This window comes from Sporosarcina sp. P20a (assembly GCF_002743175.1).
Lineage (GTDB): Bacteria > Bacillota > Bacilli > Bacillales_A > Planococcaceae > Sporosarcina.
The window spans coordinates 126,843-147,134 of the sequence record NZ_PDYT01000003.1 but is presented as its reverse complement, the minus strand read 5'-3'; the positions used below and the strand labels follow the sequence as shown (position 1 = coordinate 147,134).

15 protein-coding genes and 1 other annotated feature are annotated in these 20,292 nt (G+C 40.9%); of the genes, 9 read left to right on the top strand and 6 right to left on the bottom strand.

What is annotated here, in order from left to right:
- Positions 1-37: 37 nt before the first annotated feature.
- Positions 38-1,162, bottom strand: a complete 1,125-nt coding sequence (locus tag CSV72_RS06275; RefSeq protein ID WP_158232164.1) for a response regulator — start codon at positions 1,160-1,162, stop codon at positions 38-40.
- Between the two features lie 220 nt (positions 1,163-1,382).
- Here CSV72_RS06275 and cls point away from each other — a divergent pair, with 220 nt between their 5' ends.
- A complete protein-coding gene (cls, locus tag CSV72_RS06270; protein ID WP_099677650.1) occupies positions 1,383-2,837 on the top strand; it encodes a cardiolipin synthase in 1,455 nt (484 codons plus the stop codon).
- A 93-nt stretch (positions 2,838-2,930) separates the two neighbouring features.
- Here the strand turns inward: cls and CSV72_RS06265 are convergent, their stop codons facing one another.
- Positions 2,931-5,069: a type IA DNA topoisomerase gene (locus CSV72_RS06265; RefSeq protein ID WP_099677626.1), complete on the bottom strand. Its 2,139-nt coding sequence runs from the start codon at positions 5,067-5,069 to the stop codon at positions 2,931-2,933.
- Positions 5,070-5,251: 182 nt separating this feature from the next.
- Between CSV72_RS06265 and CSV72_RS06260 the strand changes: the two genes are divergently transcribed.
- Positions 5,252-6,139 (top strand): stalk domain-containing protein, encoded by an 888-nt coding sequence (locus CSV72_RS06260; RefSeq protein ID WP_099677625.1) that lies wholly within the window; start codon positions 5,252-5,254, stop codon positions 6,137-6,139.
- 56 nt (positions 6,140-6,195) lie between these two features.
- On the opposite strand, the gene CSV72_RS06255 is transcribed toward CSV72_RS06260, so the two are convergent.
- Positions 6,196-7,575: an alanine/glycine:cation symporter family protein gene (locus CSV72_RS06255; RefSeq protein ID WP_099677624.1), complete on the bottom strand. Its 1,380-nt coding sequence runs from the start codon at positions 7,573-7,575 to the stop codon at positions 6,196-6,198.
- 285 nt (positions 7,576-7,860) lie between these two features.
- Positions 7,861-8,100: a binding site (T-box leader), on the top strand.
- Between the two features lie 58 nt (positions 8,101-8,158).
- Between CSV72_RS06255 and CSV72_RS06250 the strand changes: the two genes are divergently transcribed.
- On the top strand, positions 8,159-9,745 hold the full coding sequence (locus tag CSV72_RS06250; protein ID WP_099677623.1) for a 2-isopropylmalate synthase: 1,587 nt from the start codon (positions 8,159-8,161) through the stop codon (positions 9,743-9,745).
- Between the two features lie 311 nt (positions 9,746-10,056).
- On the opposite strand, the gene CSV72_RS06245 is transcribed toward CSV72_RS06250, so the two are convergent.
- On the bottom strand, positions 10,057-11,421 hold the full coding sequence (locus tag CSV72_RS06245) for a sigma-54 interaction domain-containing protein (protein WP_099677622.1): 1,365 nt from the start codon (positions 11,419-11,421) through the stop codon (positions 10,057-10,059).
- A gap of 233 nt (positions 11,422-11,654) precedes the next feature.
- On the opposite strand from CSV72_RS06245, the gene CSV72_RS06240 reads away from it, so the two are divergent.
- The 6 genes from CSV72_RS06240 to CSV72_RS06215 all read left to right on the top strand — a co-directional run bounded on the left by CSV72_RS06240 (position 11,655) and on the right by CSV72_RS06215 (position 18,376).
- On the top strand, positions 11,655-12,689 hold the full coding sequence (locus CSV72_RS06240) for an NAD(P)/FAD-dependent oxidoreductase (protein WP_099677621.1): 1,035 nt from the start codon (positions 11,655-11,657) through the stop codon (positions 12,687-12,689).
- A 24-nt stretch (positions 12,690-12,713) separates the two neighbouring features.
- Positions 12,714-12,962, top strand: coding sequence for a ferredoxin (locus tag CSV72_RS06235; protein ID WP_083034574.1), 249 nt, complete (start codon positions 12,714-12,716; stop codon positions 12,960-12,962).
- 44 nt (positions 12,963-13,006) lie between these two features.
- Positions 13,007-14,101 (top strand): aromatic ring-hydroxylating oxygenase subunit alpha, encoded by a 1,095-nt coding sequence (locus CSV72_RS06230; RefSeq protein WP_083034575.1) that lies wholly within the window; start codon positions 13,007-13,009, stop codon positions 14,099-14,101.
- Entirely contained in the window at positions 14,094-15,539 is a 1,446-nt protein-coding gene (locus CSV72_RS06225; protein WP_099677620.1) for an aldehyde dehydrogenase family protein, read from the top strand. Before CSV72_RS06230 ends, CSV72_RS06225 begins: the two co-directional genes overlap by 8 nt.
- Before the next feature lie 17 nt (positions 15,540-15,556).
- Positions 15,557-16,639 carry a tartrate dehydrogenase gene (locus CSV72_RS06220; RefSeq protein WP_099677649.1) on the top strand — a complete coding sequence of 361 codons (1,083 nt, stop codon included), beginning with the start codon at positions 15,557-15,559 and terminating at the stop codon, positions 16,637-16,639.
- Positions 16,640-16,762: 123 nt separating this feature from the next.
- The gene (locus tag CSV72_RS06215) at positions 16,763-18,376 is read left to right on the top strand and encodes a BCCT family transporter (protein ID WP_099677619.1); all 1,614 of its coding nucleotides are present in this window, start codon (positions 16,763-16,765) and stop codon (positions 18,374-18,376) included.
- Between the two features lie 410 nt (positions 18,377-18,786).
- Here CSV72_RS06215 and yedF read toward each other — a convergent pair whose 3' ends face one another.
- Together yedF and yedE are read right to left on the bottom strand one after the other, a co-directional pair.
- Positions 18,787-19,026, bottom strand: coding sequence for a sulfurtransferase-like selenium metabolism protein YedF (yedF, locus tag CSV72_RS06210; RefSeq protein WP_199168481.1), 240 nt, complete (start codon positions 19,024-19,026; stop codon positions 18,787-18,789).
- Entirely contained in the window at positions 19,016-20,224 is a 1,209-nt protein-coding gene (gene yedE, locus CSV72_RS06205) for a selenium metabolism membrane protein YedE/FdhT (RefSeq protein ID WP_099677618.1), read from the bottom strand. The genes yedF and yedE overlap by 11 nt, the downstream gene beginning before the upstream one ends.
- Positions 20,225-20,292 lie beyond the last annotated feature (68 nt).

Genomic DNA, 20,292 nt, shown 5'->3' with positions numbered 1-20,292 from the left:
AAAAGGAAGATAATCTTATAGATTTTCTTCCTTTTTCTCATACATTATCACATAATACTCGGTTAAATAATTCATTAGTCGATCGACTAGGGGATATTCCTAATTCTTCAATTAACTTCTCTTTGAAGTTATGATATGCCTTGATGGCCTCTGTTCTTTTACCTTGTTGCAGATAGTGCGTTAGGAGTTGCTGTAGAGCTTGTTCAGAGTATGGATCCAATTGAATTAAACGTTCCAGTGAAGATTGGATGCGGGTAGTATCTTGTTGAGTTCTGTAATAACTAATCATTAGGTGAAGTAATTGTGTCACCTGCTGTTTCATATGTTCGGCATATGTGTAGGACCAGTCATAGCCTTCTAATTCTAGGTAATCACCTTGATAATCCCTAATGCTTTTTTCAAACGAATCAATAGTAGCCTCTTTCGCCTTGGTATGTTGATGTACTAGTTGCTCCATTTCTAGTGCATCGCAGTAGAAGTTCGATAACTTCATACTATAGCTTTGATTAGTGAAAACAATCACTTTAGAAAAGCCTAACGATTCCAGTGTTTTTCGTAAATGGGAAAGGGCAGTATGTAATTGTATTTTAGCTTTTGCATATTCAGTATCAGGCCAAAGTGTTTCAATTAGGACATCGCGGTGGATCCATTCTCTATGATACGTAAGGAAAAAAGCAAATAGTTCTTTGATTTTTATCGTTTTCCATTTAACAACCTCTTGCTTATATTGCACGATGAATTCTTGGAAACATTGTATCCTCAATGGTTTTTCAGATTCAAGATGTGGAACGTGAACAGAAGGGAGTGCTTGTGTTAATCGTGTAATGGTTTTTTCAAGACGCTCATTTGTAAGGGGCTTTAGTATGTAATCAATGGAATTCAACTCGAAAGCCTGTATAGCGTAATCACGGTAAGCAGAAACAAATACTATTTTAATTGTTGGATTGATACCTAATAAGTGATTGGCCAAATCTATACCATCTATTCCAGGCATGGAGATATCCAAAAAAGCCACGTTAAAAGAAAGAACTTGGACATCAGCAAGTAAATGCAATGAATTGGTAAATGTTTTGATGACTTGTACTTCTTTGAATGCTGCCAACTTATGCGTGAGCAGTTGTAAAGCTAACGGCTCATCATCTACTAAAATAGCCCGAATCACACAGGTCATCTCCTTCATCTCAAAAACACTACTACTATTATATGACATTTACTCTATACTTGTCCAATACATGGTAAAGTATTACTATTACTCGTGTGCATTATTGTTTTGCTTGATGAAATTTGTAAAAATAACGGTGAGAATATATGCTATATTAAAGACTACTTTCTAATGAAATGGAGCGGAAAAAATGATAGAACTTCAAGGGATGTTGCTCGGTATGGAATTTGGTAATATCCTTACACTGCTCTTATCTATCGTCACAATTCTCAACATCCTGCTATTGGCATGGGTTTTATTTATCGAAAGAAGAGATGTAGGAAATACGTGGGCATGGATTATGGTTCTAGTGTTCATTCCTATTGTCGGTTTCTTTATTTATCTGTTCTTTGGACGTAGTTTAAAACAGAAAAACTTCTATAATCTTTCAGTTGCAGAAAGGAAGGCTGAAAAAACGGAAGTAGACAAACAATTGCTCCCGGAAAACTTGGCCAGACTGGAAAGTAATACGTTATTAAAAGATCATACCGAATTAATTCATATGAATTTGAAATCATCTCATGCATTGCTCTCCAAAGATAATCATATTGAAATCTTTGACGACGGACATAAAAAGTTTGCTGCATTGTTTGAGGATATTAACTCTGCAACTAAAGAGATCAATATTCAGTATTATATTATCCAGTCTGATTCACTTGGGACCAAGTTACGGGATCTGTTAATTCAGAAGGCAAAAGAGGGAGTAAAAGTTCGACTCTTGTATGATGAGGTCGGCTCGAAGAAAACACCACCCAGATTTTATAATGAATTACGTGCAGCGGGTGGAGGAGTGGAAGTATTCTTTCCATCGATGTTCCGGCTCGTGAACTTTCGGGTCAATAATAGAAATCATCGGAAGCTTTGTATCATTGATGGAGAAATCGCGTATATTGGTGGTTTCAATGTCGGAGACGAGTATCTTGGACTGGATAAGAAATTTGGTTATTGGCGGGATACGCATTTTAGGATTAGAGGCGGCGCGGTCAATCATATTCAAGGCAAATTCATTTTAGATTGGCATCAGGCAAGTAAAAAGGAGCCGGGTGACTGGGGAGGTTACCTATTCCAGACCGAAAAACATATTGGCACAAGCCCAGTGCAAATTGTCTCAAGTGGTCCGAATTCTGAGACAGAACATCTGAAGAATATGTATATCAAGTTATTATTATCTGCTAAAAAAAGTGTCTACATTCAAACACCATACTTTATTCCAGATACAAGCTTTATGGATGCCTGCAAAATTGCGTTGTTGTCAGGCATTGACGTACAGATTATGATTCCATGTAAGCCTGATCATCCTTTCGTCTACTGGGCTACTTGGTCGTATGTCGGCGATTTGCTGGATTACGGCGCGAAGGTATTATTATATGAGAATGGCTTCTTGCACGCAAAGACGATTGTAGTGGATGAAGAAGTGTCGGTAGTAGGTACTATGAATATCGATTCACGTAGCTTCCGGTTAAATTTTGAAGTGACTGCGATTGTTTATGATGAAAAAGTAGCAACACAACTGACAGATCTGTTTAACCAAGACTCGAAACTTAGTTCTGAGCTTACGAAAGAACATTATGAGGAGCGGTCCTTACTGATTAAGTTTAAGCAATCGATATCACGGTTGTTGTCTCCCGTTCTATAAAGGTGTAAGAACTGTACAATACAAGTCTGTATAATAATCTCATGTAAAAAAGAAGCAGCTTTGTGCCGCTTCTTTTTTGTATGAGTATTTCAGTTACATAAAGACCAAGTTCAGCTTGCCTTCTTTTAACTCCAATGCAGCGTCGAATTTCTTTCCATCGGCTGCTGTGAAGCCTTTGATGATGTTTGTTTGTCCTTTCGTACAGAGCAATTTTACTTGGGGAACAGTTAGTTTCTTTTTCAGGAAAAGTCCTGGGAAGGTTTGTTTGCAGCCGTTTTTGTAGTTACTGCAACCGAAAAACTTTTGATGTTCGATAATCATGCCTTTGCCGCATCTTGGACAGGGTGCGACTTCAGTTCGTGTGTACGACCCTTTGCCGGAAGAAGGCCGAGGGGGTAGCACGATATCAATCGTTTGTTTTTCAAGTTGGACCGGTACGTCTTCAATCAGTTTTTGGATAAACTTTGATACGCTACCCAAAAAGTGTTGGCCCGTTCCTTCACCATTTCCAATTTTCTTTAAGTAGGTTTCCCATTTCGCTGTCATGGAAGGGCTAGCAAGTAGGCTACCTTCGATGGTCTGGCATAGTACGCGTCCTTTATCAGTGATAGATACTATGTTTTTTGTGACGGAAATATAGCCGTGTTTTTTAATCGTCTCGATAATACCGCTTCGTGTAGCTTCGGTTCCAAGACCCTCTATTTCTTTTAAAATATTCGTCTCACTTTGATCTTCCACCAATTTCCCGCATGTTTTCATCATCGCAATTAACTGACCTTCAGTATATGGTTTGGGAGGCTGGGTTGCGCCTTCTTTTATGCCGATTTCACTTTGCACAGTTTCCTCACGCTCAAGCGGTGGTAAGGCTGGTTCTTCGGAATCTTTTGCTTTCTTTGGTGTAGCGAAAAGCTCTTTCCAACCTGTATCACGTTCCGTTTTACCCGTCGTAAAGAACGGCAAACCATTTACGTCCGTAGTGACCTTTGTTTCAGTATACAAATAATCACGGTGGAACATAGCAAGCGTCGTTCGAACGACTTCTTCATATAGATTACGTTCGAGTGGTGACAACTTTGTCAGTGCTGCTTGTGTAGGCAGTTTCTTCGTTGGAATGATCGCATAATGTTCTTGTACTTTTGAGCTGTCTACATAGCGTTTTTTCGGTGAACGCGAGGCTATCTCAAATGGCTGTTCGATTAACTTTTGATAATCTTCTATGGCTGCTTCTAAGTATGTGAATTCACTCGGTGTAATATGTCTTGTATCGGTTCTTGGATAAGAGACGAGCTTCTTTTCATACAGAGTCTGCATCGTTTTTAAGACAGTTGCGGGACTCGCTTTCCAACGTCTATTGGCTGTCGCTTGCAAGGTAGAAAGGGAGTGCAACTGTGGCGGCGGCGTTCGTTTATCAGTATTCGTTAACTCTGTAATGACGCCAGGAGTCCGCTTAGTGATATTACGACTGTTTAGTGCTTCTGCAATTAATTCCCGCTTCGGCTCTTTTAATTTAGCTTTTCCTTTATATATTCCTTTTTCTGCAGTGAAAATAGCTTCTGCTTCGAAAAATGGTTCTGACACGAATGTCTCGATCTCGCGCTGGCGTTGGTAAATCAAATAAACGGTTGGTGATTGAACGCGACCGATAGGGAATACTTCCTGAACTCCCTTGGCTTTCAACAGCAATGTATAAAGTCTAGAACCGTTCATCCCTACGAGCCAGTCGCTAATTTGGCGTGCTTTTGCTTCTTCATAGAGTTGTAGATCTTGTCGATTATCTCGTAGATTCTCGAAGCCTTTACGTACTTCATCGGATTCCAGAGAGTTAATCCATAATCGCTCAATCTTCTGGTTGCGGGCTCCCGTCATATAGTAGATGGAGTAAAAGATATTGGATCCTTCGCGATCGACGTCACATGCGTTAATGACATGATCTGTTGCACGAATGAGCTTTTTAACGATCTGAAATTGCTTATACTTTCCCGGGGCAACTTGAAACTCGTAGCGCTCCGGCAAAATAGGCAAACTACCGAGCGACCAGCGTTTCCAGGCGGGATTGTATGTATGTGGTTCTTTCAATTCTACTAGATGACCGACGCCCCACGTAATGAAGGCACCTTGCGGAAATGTCTGGCATGGTTGAATTTCTGTATAGCCATCGTGTTTACGAGTAGTAAATGCATCTGCATATGCTTTTGCTTGGCTTGGTTTCTCAGCTAGGATGACCGGTTTCATGGGAACACCTCAATTTCGTTAATAGTACGTTCGTTCTGTTAGTTGTATTATCTCATATTTTGAGATGAGTGGCTATTAAGCATGTGTAGAAAAAAGATTTCATGGAAAGGGAAAAGTACCGTAACCTTTTAGACTCCCATACGAACTACTATATAGAACTTATAGTAAGGAGCGGATTTTTTATGAAACTGAATAAAATTGTACCATTTGCGATGTCAGCCTTGCTTATTGGTGGCGTGGCGGTACCTGAAGCAGTTAGCGCGAAAGAGGAAGTGAAGGCCGAAGTGACATCTGATGAAAAAGCTTTTGTTAAAGTAGAAGGAACAATCAATGGCACGGAAAAGAACGATGAATTAACACTCTACACAATTAAATGGAAAGAAGAGTCTTTTGTACTGGCAATTACAAAAGAAACGCTAATTTTCGATAATACGGGTAAGAAGGTAGAATTGAAAAAAGGTGACAAAGTGTCTGCCTATACTCATGCAGATAAGCCAATGATTATGATTTACCCGCCTCAGTACACTCCAGATGCTGTTATTGTCGAGAAAGATGAAGCAAATGCAGCAGTAGTTGGAATATTTGGTGATGAACTGGTGGATCCATATTTGAAACTGCAATTGAATGTAGATGACAGTACGGACATTTCCAGTGCTTCGGGTAATAAAGTGAACGCTGACGACTTGAAAGGCAAAGACTTGCTAGTATTCTACAAAGAAACAACTCGAAGTATTCCAGCCCAGACATCGCCGGAGAAAGTAGTGATACTAGACGTAAATACAGTAGATGAAGATGCCACTGTAGAACAGATTATAGAAGACGATCATTATATGGTCGATGGTGTTAAGATGGTACCACTTCGTTTGCTTGCTGAGAAACTCGGATATGTCGTGGATTCGACTGGCGTGGGGGCGGTCGTTTCAAAAGGTGCTCCATCTTACACGATTACTCGTGGACAGAAGGAATATGGCTACAATAAATCATTGATGAAATTTGAAGCAGCACCGGAGTTGCTCGAACCGAAGAAGACCTATGTACCGGTAGAGTTTATTGAAGAAATGATGAAGTGATCAAATCATAAAAAAAGGCAGGAGTTCATGGACTCTTGCCTTTTTTGCCACTTACATCAAGACTTATTTTTCTTTTGTTTCTTTTCTATCGGATAGAGGTTTGTAAAGTAATCGTTCGTAATGTCCCGTACTTGTCCGCTTAAGAATAGTACCGCAATCACGTTAGGAATCACTACAATTGCGAGTAAAAGATCAAGAAATTTCCAGACGAATTGCAATCCACCAAGTGCTCCGATTATAATAGCCGCCATATATGCGATGCGTATTACGATGGAGAAGTTGGGTCCGAACAAGAACTCTGCTTGTTTTTCACCGTAATAAATGATGACTACAATCGTTGTAATAACGAATAAGAATAATACGATGGATATGATAATGCCACCAAGTGAAGCTCCAAATACCGTACTATACGCTTCTGTCACCATGTTCGCTGCGTTATCTGCGTCAATGACTTCCCAGACGCCTGTTGTTAGTATGACTAGCGCAGTCATAGTACAAACAATCAATGTATCCACTACGACTTCAAAGACGCCCCAGAAACCTTGTTTGGCAGGATGACTATTCACTGCAGCTGCATGGGCAATCGGTGCAGTACCGATACCGGCTTCATTGGAATATAATCCACGAGCGAGTCCCCAACGTATGGCCGCTGCAACACCGGCGCCTGCGAATCCACCTGCTGCTGAAATCGGTTGGAATGCATGTGTGAAAATCAAGCCAAATGCTGCAGGTACTGCGTCGACATGAAAACCGATAATAATGAGTGCACTTACAATATAGATCACGACCATTGACGGAATTAAACGTTCCGTTACGCGCCCAATTGCTTTAATTCCACCGAATGAAATGAGTGCAACCAGTAAGGCGACGAAAATACCCGTTACGATTGGAGATAAACCAAATGAACCTTCCAAGGTCGTAGCGATGGAGTTAGATTGCACCATAGTACTCGCCATAACTTCTAACATGAGGGCGAATGCAAAGATATACGCAACCTTTTTCCAGCCAAGTCCTTTTTTTATGTAATACATCGGACCACCGACGTAATCACCGGCAGCATTCTTTTCACGATATTTGATACCGAGCACGACTTCGGAATATTTCGTGCCGATTCCGATCAGTGCGACCACCCACATCCAGAAGATTGCGCCAGGCCCACCTAGTGCGATAGCTACAGGAACTCCGACAATGTTTGCTGCTCCCATTGTGGAAGCAAGTGCTGAGGTTGTTGCTTGGAAAGGGGTTAGCGTACCATCCCCAGAGCCTTTAGACATGATTTTTCCGAAGGTTTGACGAAAAATGTGTGGCATATAGCGAAACTGGAAGAACTTGAGACGAATTGTGAGGAATAGTCCGCCTCCTATTAGTAAAATGATGATGGGTAATCCCCATAGAAAATCCGAGACGATTTCTACCCACTTCGTAAACGCATTCATTGGCAACGACTCCTTTTGTAGTTTGAGACTACTCAAACATCTAGTTGTTTTGTTTCGGTTTACGAATTAGTTGTCTACTATACTAGTGAATGGATGGAAGAAATGTCAAATGAAAATAGAAATGTATGGGTTTTTGGTACTTGAGTCATTGTTGACAGATACACATCGAAAAGCATATTTAGAAAACATTGATAAGTTGCTTGCTCACTACGTATAGTATATAGAATTATTTGAAAACTATTGACAAAGAGCTCAACACCATGTAGTATTACGTTCAATATTACATTGCAGACTAAGAATGGAACTAGTAAAAATGTTTTGTGTCTTTATAGAGAGCTGGTGGGTGGTGAAAATCAGCAGACGCACATTTTGAACTCATCCATGAGTCACTCCCTGAAAGTTTTACAGTAAGGGACGTCGGTTTCCTCCGTTATCGGGATAGACAGTGATAGCTGTCGATAAGTGGATTGGCCAAGTATGGCGAATCAATTAGAGTGGTACCGCGAGTTTAACCTCGTCTCTATATTTCAATATAGAGACGGGGTTTTTTGTATTTATTTTTAAAAAAAAGGAGTGCAAAGAGATGAGCAGAAAAATTTGGGTTTTTGATACAACATTACGTGATGGAGAACAGGTACCTGGTGCTAAATTAAATCTTTATGAAAAAGTAGAGATTGCACAGCAATTAAAGAAGCTTGGTGTCGATATTATCGAAGCTGGTTTTCCTGCTTCATCCCAAGGTGATTTTGAGGCGGTGAAGGCTGTTGCGCAGAAGGTAGGCAATACAAATGACATCATAATCACAGCATTGGCACGCGCGGTGCAGGCAGATATCGATTCGGTTTATCAAGCAGTGAAGTATGCAGAAAATCCAATGATTCATATGGTGCTGGGCACTTCTGATATTCACGTCGAGAAAAAGTTCAATAAATCAAAGGACCAAATCCTTCAAATAGGTGTAGATGCGGTGAAATATGCAAAAACATTAATGCCACAAGTACAGTATTCAACAGAAGATGCTTCACGCTCGGAGTTCGAGTATTTATGGCATACAATCGAATCCGTCATGAAGGCGGGTGCAACAATGATTAACGTACCTGATACAGTAGGCTTTGCAGAGCCTGAGGAATTCGGTGCGATGATCTATAAATTAAACGACCGCATGAAAAATCTGGATCCAGATGTCTTATTAAGTGTTCACTGTCATAATGATCTAGGAATGGCGACTGCAAACACATTAGCGGCAGTCAAGAATGGTGCGGATAAAGTAGAGTGTACAATTAATGGAATTGGGGAACGTGCAGGAAATGCTGCGCTTGAAGAAGTAGTCATGGCATTGAAAACAAGAAGCTCCATTTATAATGTCAGCACACAAATCAATACAAAAGAAATTATGAAAACTTCACGTCTTGTATCTAGCTTCATGGGATTGGATGTACAGGTGAACAAGGCGATTACGGGAGATAATGCATTTGCACATTCGTCAGGAATACACCAAGATGGCTTATTAAAATCTCGCGATGCATATGAAATTGTTCATCCAGAAGACGTCGGACTGGACGATATGGAATTGATTTTGACGGCGAGATCAGGACGCCACGCGGTGAGAAATGCACTTGAAAAACTAGGGTTTACCCATATGAAGCCTGAAGAATTCGAAGGGATATTTGAAGGGTTCCTTACATTGGCAGATATGAAGAAGGAAGTATACGATCATGATCTATATGTAATTGTTGAAAACTATCATGAAAAGCATGATAAAGAGAACGTGACCAATTATAGTGATCATTTCTTTGAATTCGAAGATCTGCAAGTCGTCAGCAACTCTAGTTTCCCTTCAGCTAGCGTCAAGATTCGTAAAGGGGAAGAAGTCTTCAAGTCGAGTGCTGTTGGAACGGGACCAATCGATGCATTGTATTCAGCAATTGCTGAAATTACAAAGATTCAAGTGAAATTAATTGGCTATGATATAAGTAGCGTATCACGCGGCAAAGATGCGTTAGGAAAAGTGAAAATCACCATTGCGTACGAAGGAGAAAATTATATCGCGAAAGCCGCAGACACAGATATTTTGAAAGCAAGTGCATTGGCCTACATGAATGCGATCAATAGTGTAATCGTAGCAAAGATAAAGGGAACATCTGCACAAAAACTAACTGTAAATATTTAAAGTGAAATGAAAAAGGCAACTATCCTTTCAAGGATAGTTGTCTTTTTTCATGCGTAAATATGAAATAAATATTCCTGGCCAGTTTTTCGTTTTAGATAAATAATGAATGCTGATAAACACCAACGTAAAGTATGGAGACAATTGCTTGATTGTACGATATGCGAAGTATGTATAGTCATTTACTTGGTCGGTTCATTATAATTACTAGGAAAAAACCATAGAAGCAATAATAAAAGGCTACCGCTCTGAATCTTATTACCCGTGCCGAGTGAAGCTTTTTTATTATTGCATAGTTCATATTAATAGTTTTTTTACTTTTCCTCTCGACAATAATCTCGGATCAGTCTGGATGCTTTCGACTGGCTGATTTGGAGGTCGGATGCCACACCCCTAGTTGAACCAAAATTCTGATAGGATCTTCTGACCATGGTAGCTGTTACATTATCTAATGCCTTTTCTAGTGAATTGGAATAGGCGAATTCAGGAATTTCTTTTACTTTTTCCAATATTACTTCCGGTAAATCTTCTATAGTTATAACTGCATCACTTGTAATTACCAGTCGCTCTATTAAGTTTTCTAGTTGTCGCACATTGCCTGGCCAAGAATAATGATAGAGCACATTCAAACAATCTTCAGAAATGATTTTAGTAGTGTGGTATTTATTGTTAAAATTATTCAGAAAGCTATAAACTAAAGGGATGATGTCTTCCTTGCGTTCATCCAATCGCGGCATTTCAATGTCAATTACGTTGAGTCGGTAAAACAAATCTTCACGGAAAGTTTTATTTTCTACCATCTTCGGCAAGTCTTGATTTGTTGCAGCAATAATGCGGATATTCACCGTCTTGCTTACATTGCTACCAATCGGAATAAATTTCTTGTCTTGGATGACTTGAAGAACTTTCGCCTGTAGGGGCAAAGCCAACTCACCGATTTCATCTAAAAAAATGGTGCCGCTATCTGCTGCTTCGAATAAACCTATTTTACCGTCTTTTTTGGCTCCGGTAAATGAACCCGCCGTATAACCGAATAGCTCCGATTCTAACAGATCCCCTGGAATAGCTGCACAATTCACATTAAGGAAAGGACCATTCTTTCTCTTACTCAATTTATGTAATTGATATGCTATGACTCCTTTACCAGTACCCGATTGACCATGTACTAAGATAGTAGAATCTGTAGGTGCCACCTTTTCACAAAAGCGCAGTATTTTTCGCATCTTCGCGTTGCTCGTAATAATCTTACTAGCGAAAACTTCATCTAGTGAGTTTGTAAAATCTAATTCTTCCTCTTTGACAAGCCGTTTAAAATCTTGTATTTCTGTTGCTGTACACACAATATATTCTACTTCATTGTGCGAGTTCAATATAGGGAAAGCCCTGGTCAGCAACTCGGCACCTATATGGGTTTGTTGGCGTACTGAAACGGGGGTTTTTCTTTCCAGAACAAGTGGAACTACAGAAGGAGTCCAGTAACCATCGTTTAGAAAGTCATCATTATACTTGCCGAGCACATCAGCTTTTACCATCCCATAATGCTTTTCGCAATTTCGATTTACATAGACAATCTTAATATCTTTGTCCAAAACATAAATTTCATCCGATGAATAATCCAATATGTTAAGCAATGATTCCAAGGATAGATCCATTTTCTCTTGTTCGTTCTCATTGGACATACAATTTCACCTTCCTGCTGGTATGTGAGTCAACCCCAAGAATTTTTGCATAATTCTGAGTTGTTATTGACTCGATTGTAACAGAACTCTGTAAAAAAGACGATAACAATCTTATTCCCATGCATATCTCAAAAGTTGGCACGGTACTTGCAATAGTATTTAGTAACGCGGCAAGGATGAGGGAATTCCCTCATCACCCCGTAACTATATAAATGACAATAAGGAGGCGCAATATGAACAGAGTAGCCGAAGTTAGCGACATAACAATTATTGGGGGTGGACCAGTCGGCTTATTCACTGCGTTTTATGCAGGACTTCGACAAATGTCAGTAAAAATTATTGAAAGTTTGCCACAATTGGGTGGCCAACTATCGGCACTGTATCCTGAAAAGTATATTTATGATATCGCCGGTTTTCCTAAAGTAAGAGCACAGGAGCTGGTAGATAATCTAATTGAACAAATGAATCACTTTCCGACTACTGTCTGCTTGGGTGAAACGGTAATACAAGTTATAAAAGAAAATGATGACATTTTCAAACTGACAACAAATAGTGGTGTACATTATTCAAGAACAATTATTGTCACTGCAGGTAACGGAGCTTTCCAAGCAAGGAAGATGGAGATCGAGAGCGAAGAGAAATTCCAGGGACAGAATATTCATTATTTTGTTCAGGATATGAATCAGTTCCAAGACAAGAAAGTGGCTTTATTCGGCGGAGGAGATTCAGCAGTGGATTGGGCGTTGATGCTGGAACCGATTGCTGAAACAGCATCCATCATTCACCGCAGAGATAAGTTCCGTGCACATGAACATAGCGTGGAATTATTAAAACAATCCAAAGTAGAACGATTGACACCTTATGTTCCGGTCGAATTGTTAGGTGATGAAAGAATTGAGAAAGTAATTCTAAAGCATTCTAAAACAGAAGAGATTTTAGAGCTTGAAGTCGATGATGTACTAGTCAATTACGGTTTTGTTTCATCACTGGGGCCTATCAAGGACTGGAATCTTGAAATAGAGAAAAACTCCATTGTGGTCAATTCGAAAATGGAAACGAATATCGAAGGGTTCTACGCGGTTGGGGATATTTGCACATATGAAGGAAAAGTAAAGTTGATTGCATCTGGTTTTGGTGAAGCGCCTGTCGCGGTGAGCAGCGCAAAAGTATATATCGATCCGACAGCAAAAACGCAGCCACTGCATAGTACCAGCGTGATGGGGGAATCGGAAGAAGCTTCAAAGAAAGTGGCTGCCGGAGTCAATTAATTATTTTAGATAGGAGGCTAGGAAATGGCACAATATACAATGGTGGAGCGAAGCACATGCATCGCTTGTGGAGCGTGTAACCCGGTTGCTCCTGAATTGTTTGATTACACAGCCGATGGATTTGCTTTTGCTTTATTGGATGACAATGAAGGCATTACCGAAGTGCCAGAAGATCTAATCGAGGATTTGGAGGACGCATTCGAAGGTTGCCCGACGAATTCTATCAAAATGGCGGATGTACCGTTCTCTTGCCAGAGAATTGAAGCTAGTTAATTGATTAATGAATTGTAAAATATAAATCAAGAGGAGAATGAGAAATGGCTTATAATAAAGTACAGAACGCAACAGAAAGAACTTTTGAAAGAACGATGCCTTACAATCTATTTACAGATCCAGAGGTATTGAAAAAAGAAAAAGAAATGATTTTTGCGAAAAGTTGGCAATTAGTCGGCCATGTAAGCCAAGTTGAGAAAAAAGGCGCGTTTTTTACAGCTGAGATTGGCGATGATCCACTTATTATTATCCGGGGAACAGATGAAGTTCTCCGAGCGTTTTATAATGTTTGTCCTCACAGAGCGACGAAATTGGAGAAAAGTGATTCGGGCAAAAAGAAAATACTACAGTGCTCGTATCATGGCTGGACATTCAAAACGGATGGGGCATTAAACAAGGCACCGAACTTCCGAAGCGAAGAAGATGCTGCTTGCGTTCAGGATGCGTGCTTGCGTTCCGTTAGAATGGAAGTAATCGAATCCTTAATTTTTGTTAACTTGGATGACAATGCAAAACCATTGGCTGAATCGTATGGGGATTTCTTCGATCGTCTAGGGAAATTTGAATTCTTGAAGAATCTGCAATTTACTCACAAGAAGTCCCGTCATATTAAAGCAAATTGGAAAGCATTTATTGAAAACTATCTTGAATGTGATCATTGTCACGTAGCGCATCCAAGTTTTATTGACACATTAGATATGGATGATTATCAGATCATTACGTGTGAGAACTATTCAATACAAGGTTCTATGGTGAAGCCTGATAAGCAATATGGAGAAGTAAATCTAGAAGAAGCAGAAATGCAAGGTGGATCATTCTTCTGGCTATGGCCAAACTTGATGCTTACAATTTATCCGGGACCTGCGAATATGGCAACTATTCAGTTAGTTCCGATCGATGAAGAAAATACTGAAATCGTTTATACGTACTACTTTAGCGAAGACAGCTTGGAAAAACTGACTCAAGAAGAGAAAGACCTGATGACGTTCGCGGAGCAAGTTCGCTTTGAAGATATCGAATTGGTTGAATTAGAGCAACTGGGCTTCAAATCACGTGCATTCGAGAAAGGTCGTTACTCACAATCTGAACAAGCAATCGTACAATTCCATGAAATGGTTCTGGAGGCGCTCAATGAATAAACTACTTGATAGAACAACTAATAAACAATTGATGATCAACGGGGAATACGTAGAAGCGCCAAGCTATGCTCCACTATATTCCCCATACTCTAATGAAAAAATTGCTGAAATTGCTATGGCGGATCAAACATTGACGGAACAAGCAATTGAAGCTGCACATAATGCAAGGAAAGTTATTGGAGCCATGCCAGCGTTTCAACGTGCCGAAATATTAGAAAATGTTGCAAGAATACTAGCTGAAAGAACGGAAGAAGCAGCGACAGTCATTTCAAGTGAATCCGCGAAGCCTATTATGTTTGCAAGAGCCGAGGTTTTAAGAACGGTCGAGACATATAAATTCGCTGCTGAAGAAGCAAAACGGATCCATGGAGAAACGATTCCATTTGATGCTGCTTCAGGCGGTGTAGGACGCATCGGTTATACATTGCGTGAACCGGTAGGTGTAATTGCTGCCATTACCCCATTTAACTTCCCAATGAATTTAGTGGCGCATAAAGTTGGGCCAGCAATTGCCGCGGGAAACCCAATAGTCTTGAAACCGGCATCTCAAACGCCTCTATCTGCATTATTCATCGCAGAAGTATTTAAAGATGCCGGTCTTCCGCCGGGTGTACTAAATGTTATAATGGGACCAGGGGGTGTCATCGGTGACGTTCTTGTCATGGATGAGCGAGTTAAAATGGTCACGTTTACCGGAAGTCCAAGTGTCGGAATCGGAATCAGCAATAAAGCCGGATTGAAGAAGACCACATTGGAATTAGGATCTAACTCCGCGTTGATTATAGATAAGGACATTGATGTTGACTCTATTATTGATCGCTGTATTATGGGTGCCTTCTCGAATCAAGGTCAAGTGTGTATATCAACACAACGTATTTATGTCCACGAAGATCGTTATGACGAATTCGCGACTAAGTTCACAACGGCTGCCAAAAAGTTGAAGCTAGGTGATCCACTGGCGGAAGATACGTATATTTCTTCATTGATTTCGAAGAAGGAATTGGAACGCACACTTAGCTGGATTGAAGAAACGAAAAAAGGGAATGCAGAAATTTTGGCAGGTGGTCAGTCGCAAAATGGTGTGCTTGAACCGACGGTTATTGCCAATGCTGATCACTCACTGAAAGTTTCTTGCCAGGAAGTATTTGCACCAATCGTTGTTGTGAATAAAGTAGAATCCGTGCAGGCTGCTATTGAGCTGGTCAATGATTCCCACTTCGGATTGCAAGCAGGCATTTACACTAATAATGTACAGCATGCACTTTATGCATCGAAAAACTTGGAAGTGGGCGGCGTGATCATTAATGACGTACCTACTTACCGTGTAGACCAAATGCCATACGGCGGCGTGAAAGAAAGTGGTACAGGACGTGAAGGCCTAAAATATGCAATTGAAGAAATGACAGAAATGAAGCTCGTTGTTTGGAATCAAGGATGAAAGTGGTGAGTGCTAGAATGGAGACTTATAAGATTGCAGTAATTTCCGGAGACGGTATCGGTCCTGAAGTCATTGATGAAGGGATCAAAGTATTGAAAAAGGTTGCTGAGCTTGACGGTGGTTTTATATTTGATTTCACTTACTTCCCTTGGGGCTGTGAATATTATACCCGTGAAGGCCGCATGATGGCTGAAGATGGAATTGAACAACTAAAGCAGTTCGACGCAATCTATTTAGGGGCTGTTGGCTTCCCGGGTGTTCCGGACCATATCTCATTATGGGATCTTCTGTTGATTATTCGTAAAAGTTTCGATCAATATGTAAATATCCGCCCCGTGACTTTGCTGGACGGTGCGCATTGTCCTCTGCGAAATGTCGATCGTAATGATATTGATATGCTGTTTATCCGTGAAAACACGGAAGGTGAATATTCAGGGGCCGGAGATTGGCTGTTTAAGGGCCAGGAGCATGAAGTGGTCCTGCAAAATGGTGTATTCTCCCGCAAAGGTACAGAAAGAATTATTCGCTATGCTTTTGAGATTGCTAAAAAACAAGGCCGCAGCCTGACAAGTATCAGTAAAGCAAATGCATTAAACTATTCGATGGTCTTCTGGGATCAAGTATTCGAAGAAGTAAGTGCAGACTATCCGGAAGTGAAAACAGCTTCATATTTAGTAGATGCCGCTGCCATGTTGATGATTACAGATCCAAAACGTTTTGAAGTAGTGGTTACTTCGAATTTGTTTGGCGATATTTTAACTGATGTTGGCGCGTCAATCGCAGGTGGAATCGGTTTGGCTGCGGGGGCAAACATTAATCCGGAGGGTACATTCCCATCAATGTTCGAGCCTGTACATGGATCGGCGCCCGATATTGCAGGAAAAGGAATTGGTAATCCTTTAGCCGCTATCTGGTCAGCGAGTCAAATGCTTGATCATTTTGGTTACGAAAAATACGGCGAAATGGTAGTGGATTCCATCGAACAGTTATTGGTCGAGAATGAAGTACTGACACCCGACATGCAAGGAAGCGCCTCTACTTCAGAAGTAGGAGAGCGGATTGTAGACATCATGGGAAACTTGCAAACAGTAAAAGCTTAAATTCGATTTAATCGGTGTTATGCAAATAACACCGTTTAAAATTTAACAAATGCCCGCTCGTATGGCTGTGTGGGAATTTTCGACACATCGATACAAGTGGGTCTTTGAAATAGGAGCGGTAATATGAGAGATAAAAAAACTGTGTTTTATTCTTCATTGGCTGTTAGCTTAGTTTTAATAAGTATCGGTATTTTTGCGCCGAAGCAGCTAGAGAACTTCTCCAATTCCTCACTTAGTTTTATCTATAATAATCTAGGTTGGTTCATTTTGGGAAGCGTTTTCATTTTCTTCGTTTTTTGTATTTATATCGGGATGTCCAAATTCGGTCATATCCGGTTGGGAGATGATGACGATCGGCCAGAGTATAAGACGGCCACTTGGATCGGTATGCTATTTAGTGCTTCTATAGGAATCAGCCTTGTCTTCTGGGGAGTTGCGGAACCGGTTTCCTACTACATCGATCCACCGTTTGGAACGGGTTATTCCGAAGAATCTGCAAAAACAGCAATGCAATTCGTATTCCTGCATTGGGGTGTTTCGGCATGGGCCTGCTATGCATTGGTTGGCGTATCGTTAGCGTTTTTCCAGTTTAGGAAAAAGTTACCTGCGTCATTAAGTTCCGTCTTTTACCCGTTGGTCGGCGATAAAATTCGGGGGACTTTCGGCAAAACCATCGACGTCATCGTCATAATGTCCATCGTCATTGGGATTGCGACTTCGCTTGGCTTCGGAACATTGCAAGTCAATAGCGGCATGAATTACCTCTGGGACGTGCCGATCGGCATTTCCACACAAGCGATCATTATCGTAATCATTAGCATTATTTATGTGGCATCGACAGTTTCCGGTCTTCAAGGGGCGATGAAGCATCTATCAAACTTAAATATGTTACTGGCGTTCGTTTTATTGGGGTTGGTACTTATCTTTGGTCCCACACAAATGATAATGAAAATCTTCTTCCAAGGAATAGGTGATTATGCCCAGAACTTCATTAGCATGTCCTTCCGTACGGACCCATATGGAGACGGTTCTTGGATTTCAAGTTGGACGTTGTTCTATTTTGGCTGGTGGATCGCATGGGCTCCGTTGGTGGGCAGCTTTGTAGCCAGGATTTCGAAAGGCAGAACGATAAAGGAATTCATGTTCGGTGCGATTTTTATCCCAGTATTGGGATCTTTCACTTGGTTTTCGGTCATGGGCGGATCGGCGATTACGTTCATCCAGAATGCGGGCGGGACTGCACTTGCAACGGCGGTGGAATCTGATATTACATCGGCACTATTTAAATTCTTTGAATATTTGCCGTTTAGCGTATTTTTGAGTATTTTAGCCATGGTGCTAGTCATTGTTTTCTTTATCACTTCCGCAAACTCAGCAGTATTTGTACTTGGTATGATCAGTGAAAATGGCAATCCGAATCCATCACATCTAACAAAGGTCGTATGGGGAGTGATCATCGCAGCTATCACTGTCGTGTTGATCATGACAGGCGGCTTAGCAGGGTTGCAATCAGCTCTCGTTGCCACGGCCATTCCAATCTCAGTCTTGATGCTCTTCATGTGCTACTCAACATTTATCGGATTAAAAGAAGAGGTTGAAAGCATTTCTGTGAGGGAAGCCAAGGAGAAGGTGGAACTATCTAAACCGGAAAAACTGGAAGAGATGAAGCAAGAACCGGCCATCTTAGCAGAAGCGGAAAAGAAGTGGGAAGAGGAAATGTTAGTCACAAACAAATGAGTTCTCTAAAAAAGTAATGGGTAAGCCAAAACTATTGTAAGCGGTAACACCGATTGGAAAAGAAAGAGATTAAATAAAAAGGGCTGTTCTGGGAATTCATTACTAGGAACAGCCCTATTTTTATTGCTTGGGAATCAAGAAAAGTTATTGGACGTAGGAGCGGTTATTACTTCATTGCGCTTGACTTCATCATATTATTAATGATGGCTTCGTTTATTAAATGGGTATGTCAGGGGTTAAAAAATGGAATTCGTAGTTATGAAGGGGAGTCTTATGATGAACTGGAAGGACAGAGGGTGGAGATCACAATTGAGCTGGGGGAGAGATCCAGTCAAAGTCATTTGAAAAGAAAATATATTTTAATTTTGAGGCAATGAAAAGGCAGGGTCCCTAGCAGACACTGCCTTTTCTCATGCATAAATATGAAATAAATACTCCTGACCATTCTTTACAGGGTCTTGTGCAAATTTGTAACCGTGAGCAATCGCTTCCTCGGGTACATTGCGGAATGAGCCCGGGCAATCGGTGATGACTTGTAGCATTTCTCCCTTATTCATACCTTCAAGTGTTTCTAATGTGTAAATAACAGGGTAGGGACACGACTCACCGCGAAGGTCGAGTGTGAAATCCGCTTCCAATTTAGCTTGCATGTATATTCATTCCTCTCTTAATTGCTAATTTACGGTGGTAGCGTTTTTCTCCATATACCGTTAATGCATAGAGTCCTCCAAGCATTAGCAGTGTGGCAGAAATTGCACCAATCGGTCCGAATGTATCGAGTAGATTGATTTTTGCTCCACCCTTGACCAATACATTATAGACGCCAAGATGATCCCATGCATAGGCAAGGAACGTAGCACCGATAATGTTGCCCGCAAATACGGGTAAAAATAGCAACTGGCCTTCCATCAAGCGATACATCATTCCTGTTTCACAGCCTGACGCCATCACAATGCCTAGTCCGAATAATGCACCGCCTACAAACGTACTAAGTGCTGCGATTTGTGTGATCGGTGTTAAATCATAGATCGAAATGACAATGATCGTCAAAATAGAACTGACAGCCATTCCTACAATTATCGCTTTCGCCATAATGCTTCGTCCAACGAGAAATAAATCACGGAATGCAGAAGTAAAACAAATTTGTCCACGTTCGATTAAAATACCAAAGGCGAGTCCAAACAGCGCGCCTAAACCAAGTAGTTTTTGTCCTGACGTGAAAAAGTACATAGTGAGTCCGATGTAAAGTACGGCAATCACTACACCAATATACGGCTGGATTATACGTTTCTTTAGTTGTGTCGGCTTTGCATTCCCTCGAATCAATGAAGGTTTACCTTTCCACCAGCGTGTTTTCGTCAGTTTGGCACCGAAGAAAGTCCCTATACCTGTTGCTACGATGAAAATCCATGAGTGAAAAGAGAATTGCGGAACACCTGTAAAGAATGCGGCTAAGTTACAGCCGAGTGCTAGACGCGCCCCGAATCCCGCGATGATTCCACCAATTAAACCTTGTACGTAGCGCCGCTTTTGCTGTGGCAGACGGATTTTGAAGCTATTACTAAGCAACACCATAATGAGTGCGCCTGCGAACATTCCCCAGACAATCCAGCCATCTGGTCGGTTCCATGTGGCTCCTTGTAGATGTACCATATCAAAGTATTGCCAGCCCGAGATATCGACTCCGAATAATAACAGGAGATCGCCTCCGAGTCTTGTGAATTCACCAGTTACTGCCCAGACAGTGGAAGTTAAGCCGAAATACAAAGCACTAAGAATACCTGCTAGTAATAATACGAGGTAGGGGTTCCAATAGTGTTGGAAAATAGGTTGAATGATTCTTTTCATATGTAGTTGCCCCTTATAAAAGTTCTTTTTCTAGTGTATTCTTAATTGTGTAGAAATCAAGTGAATAT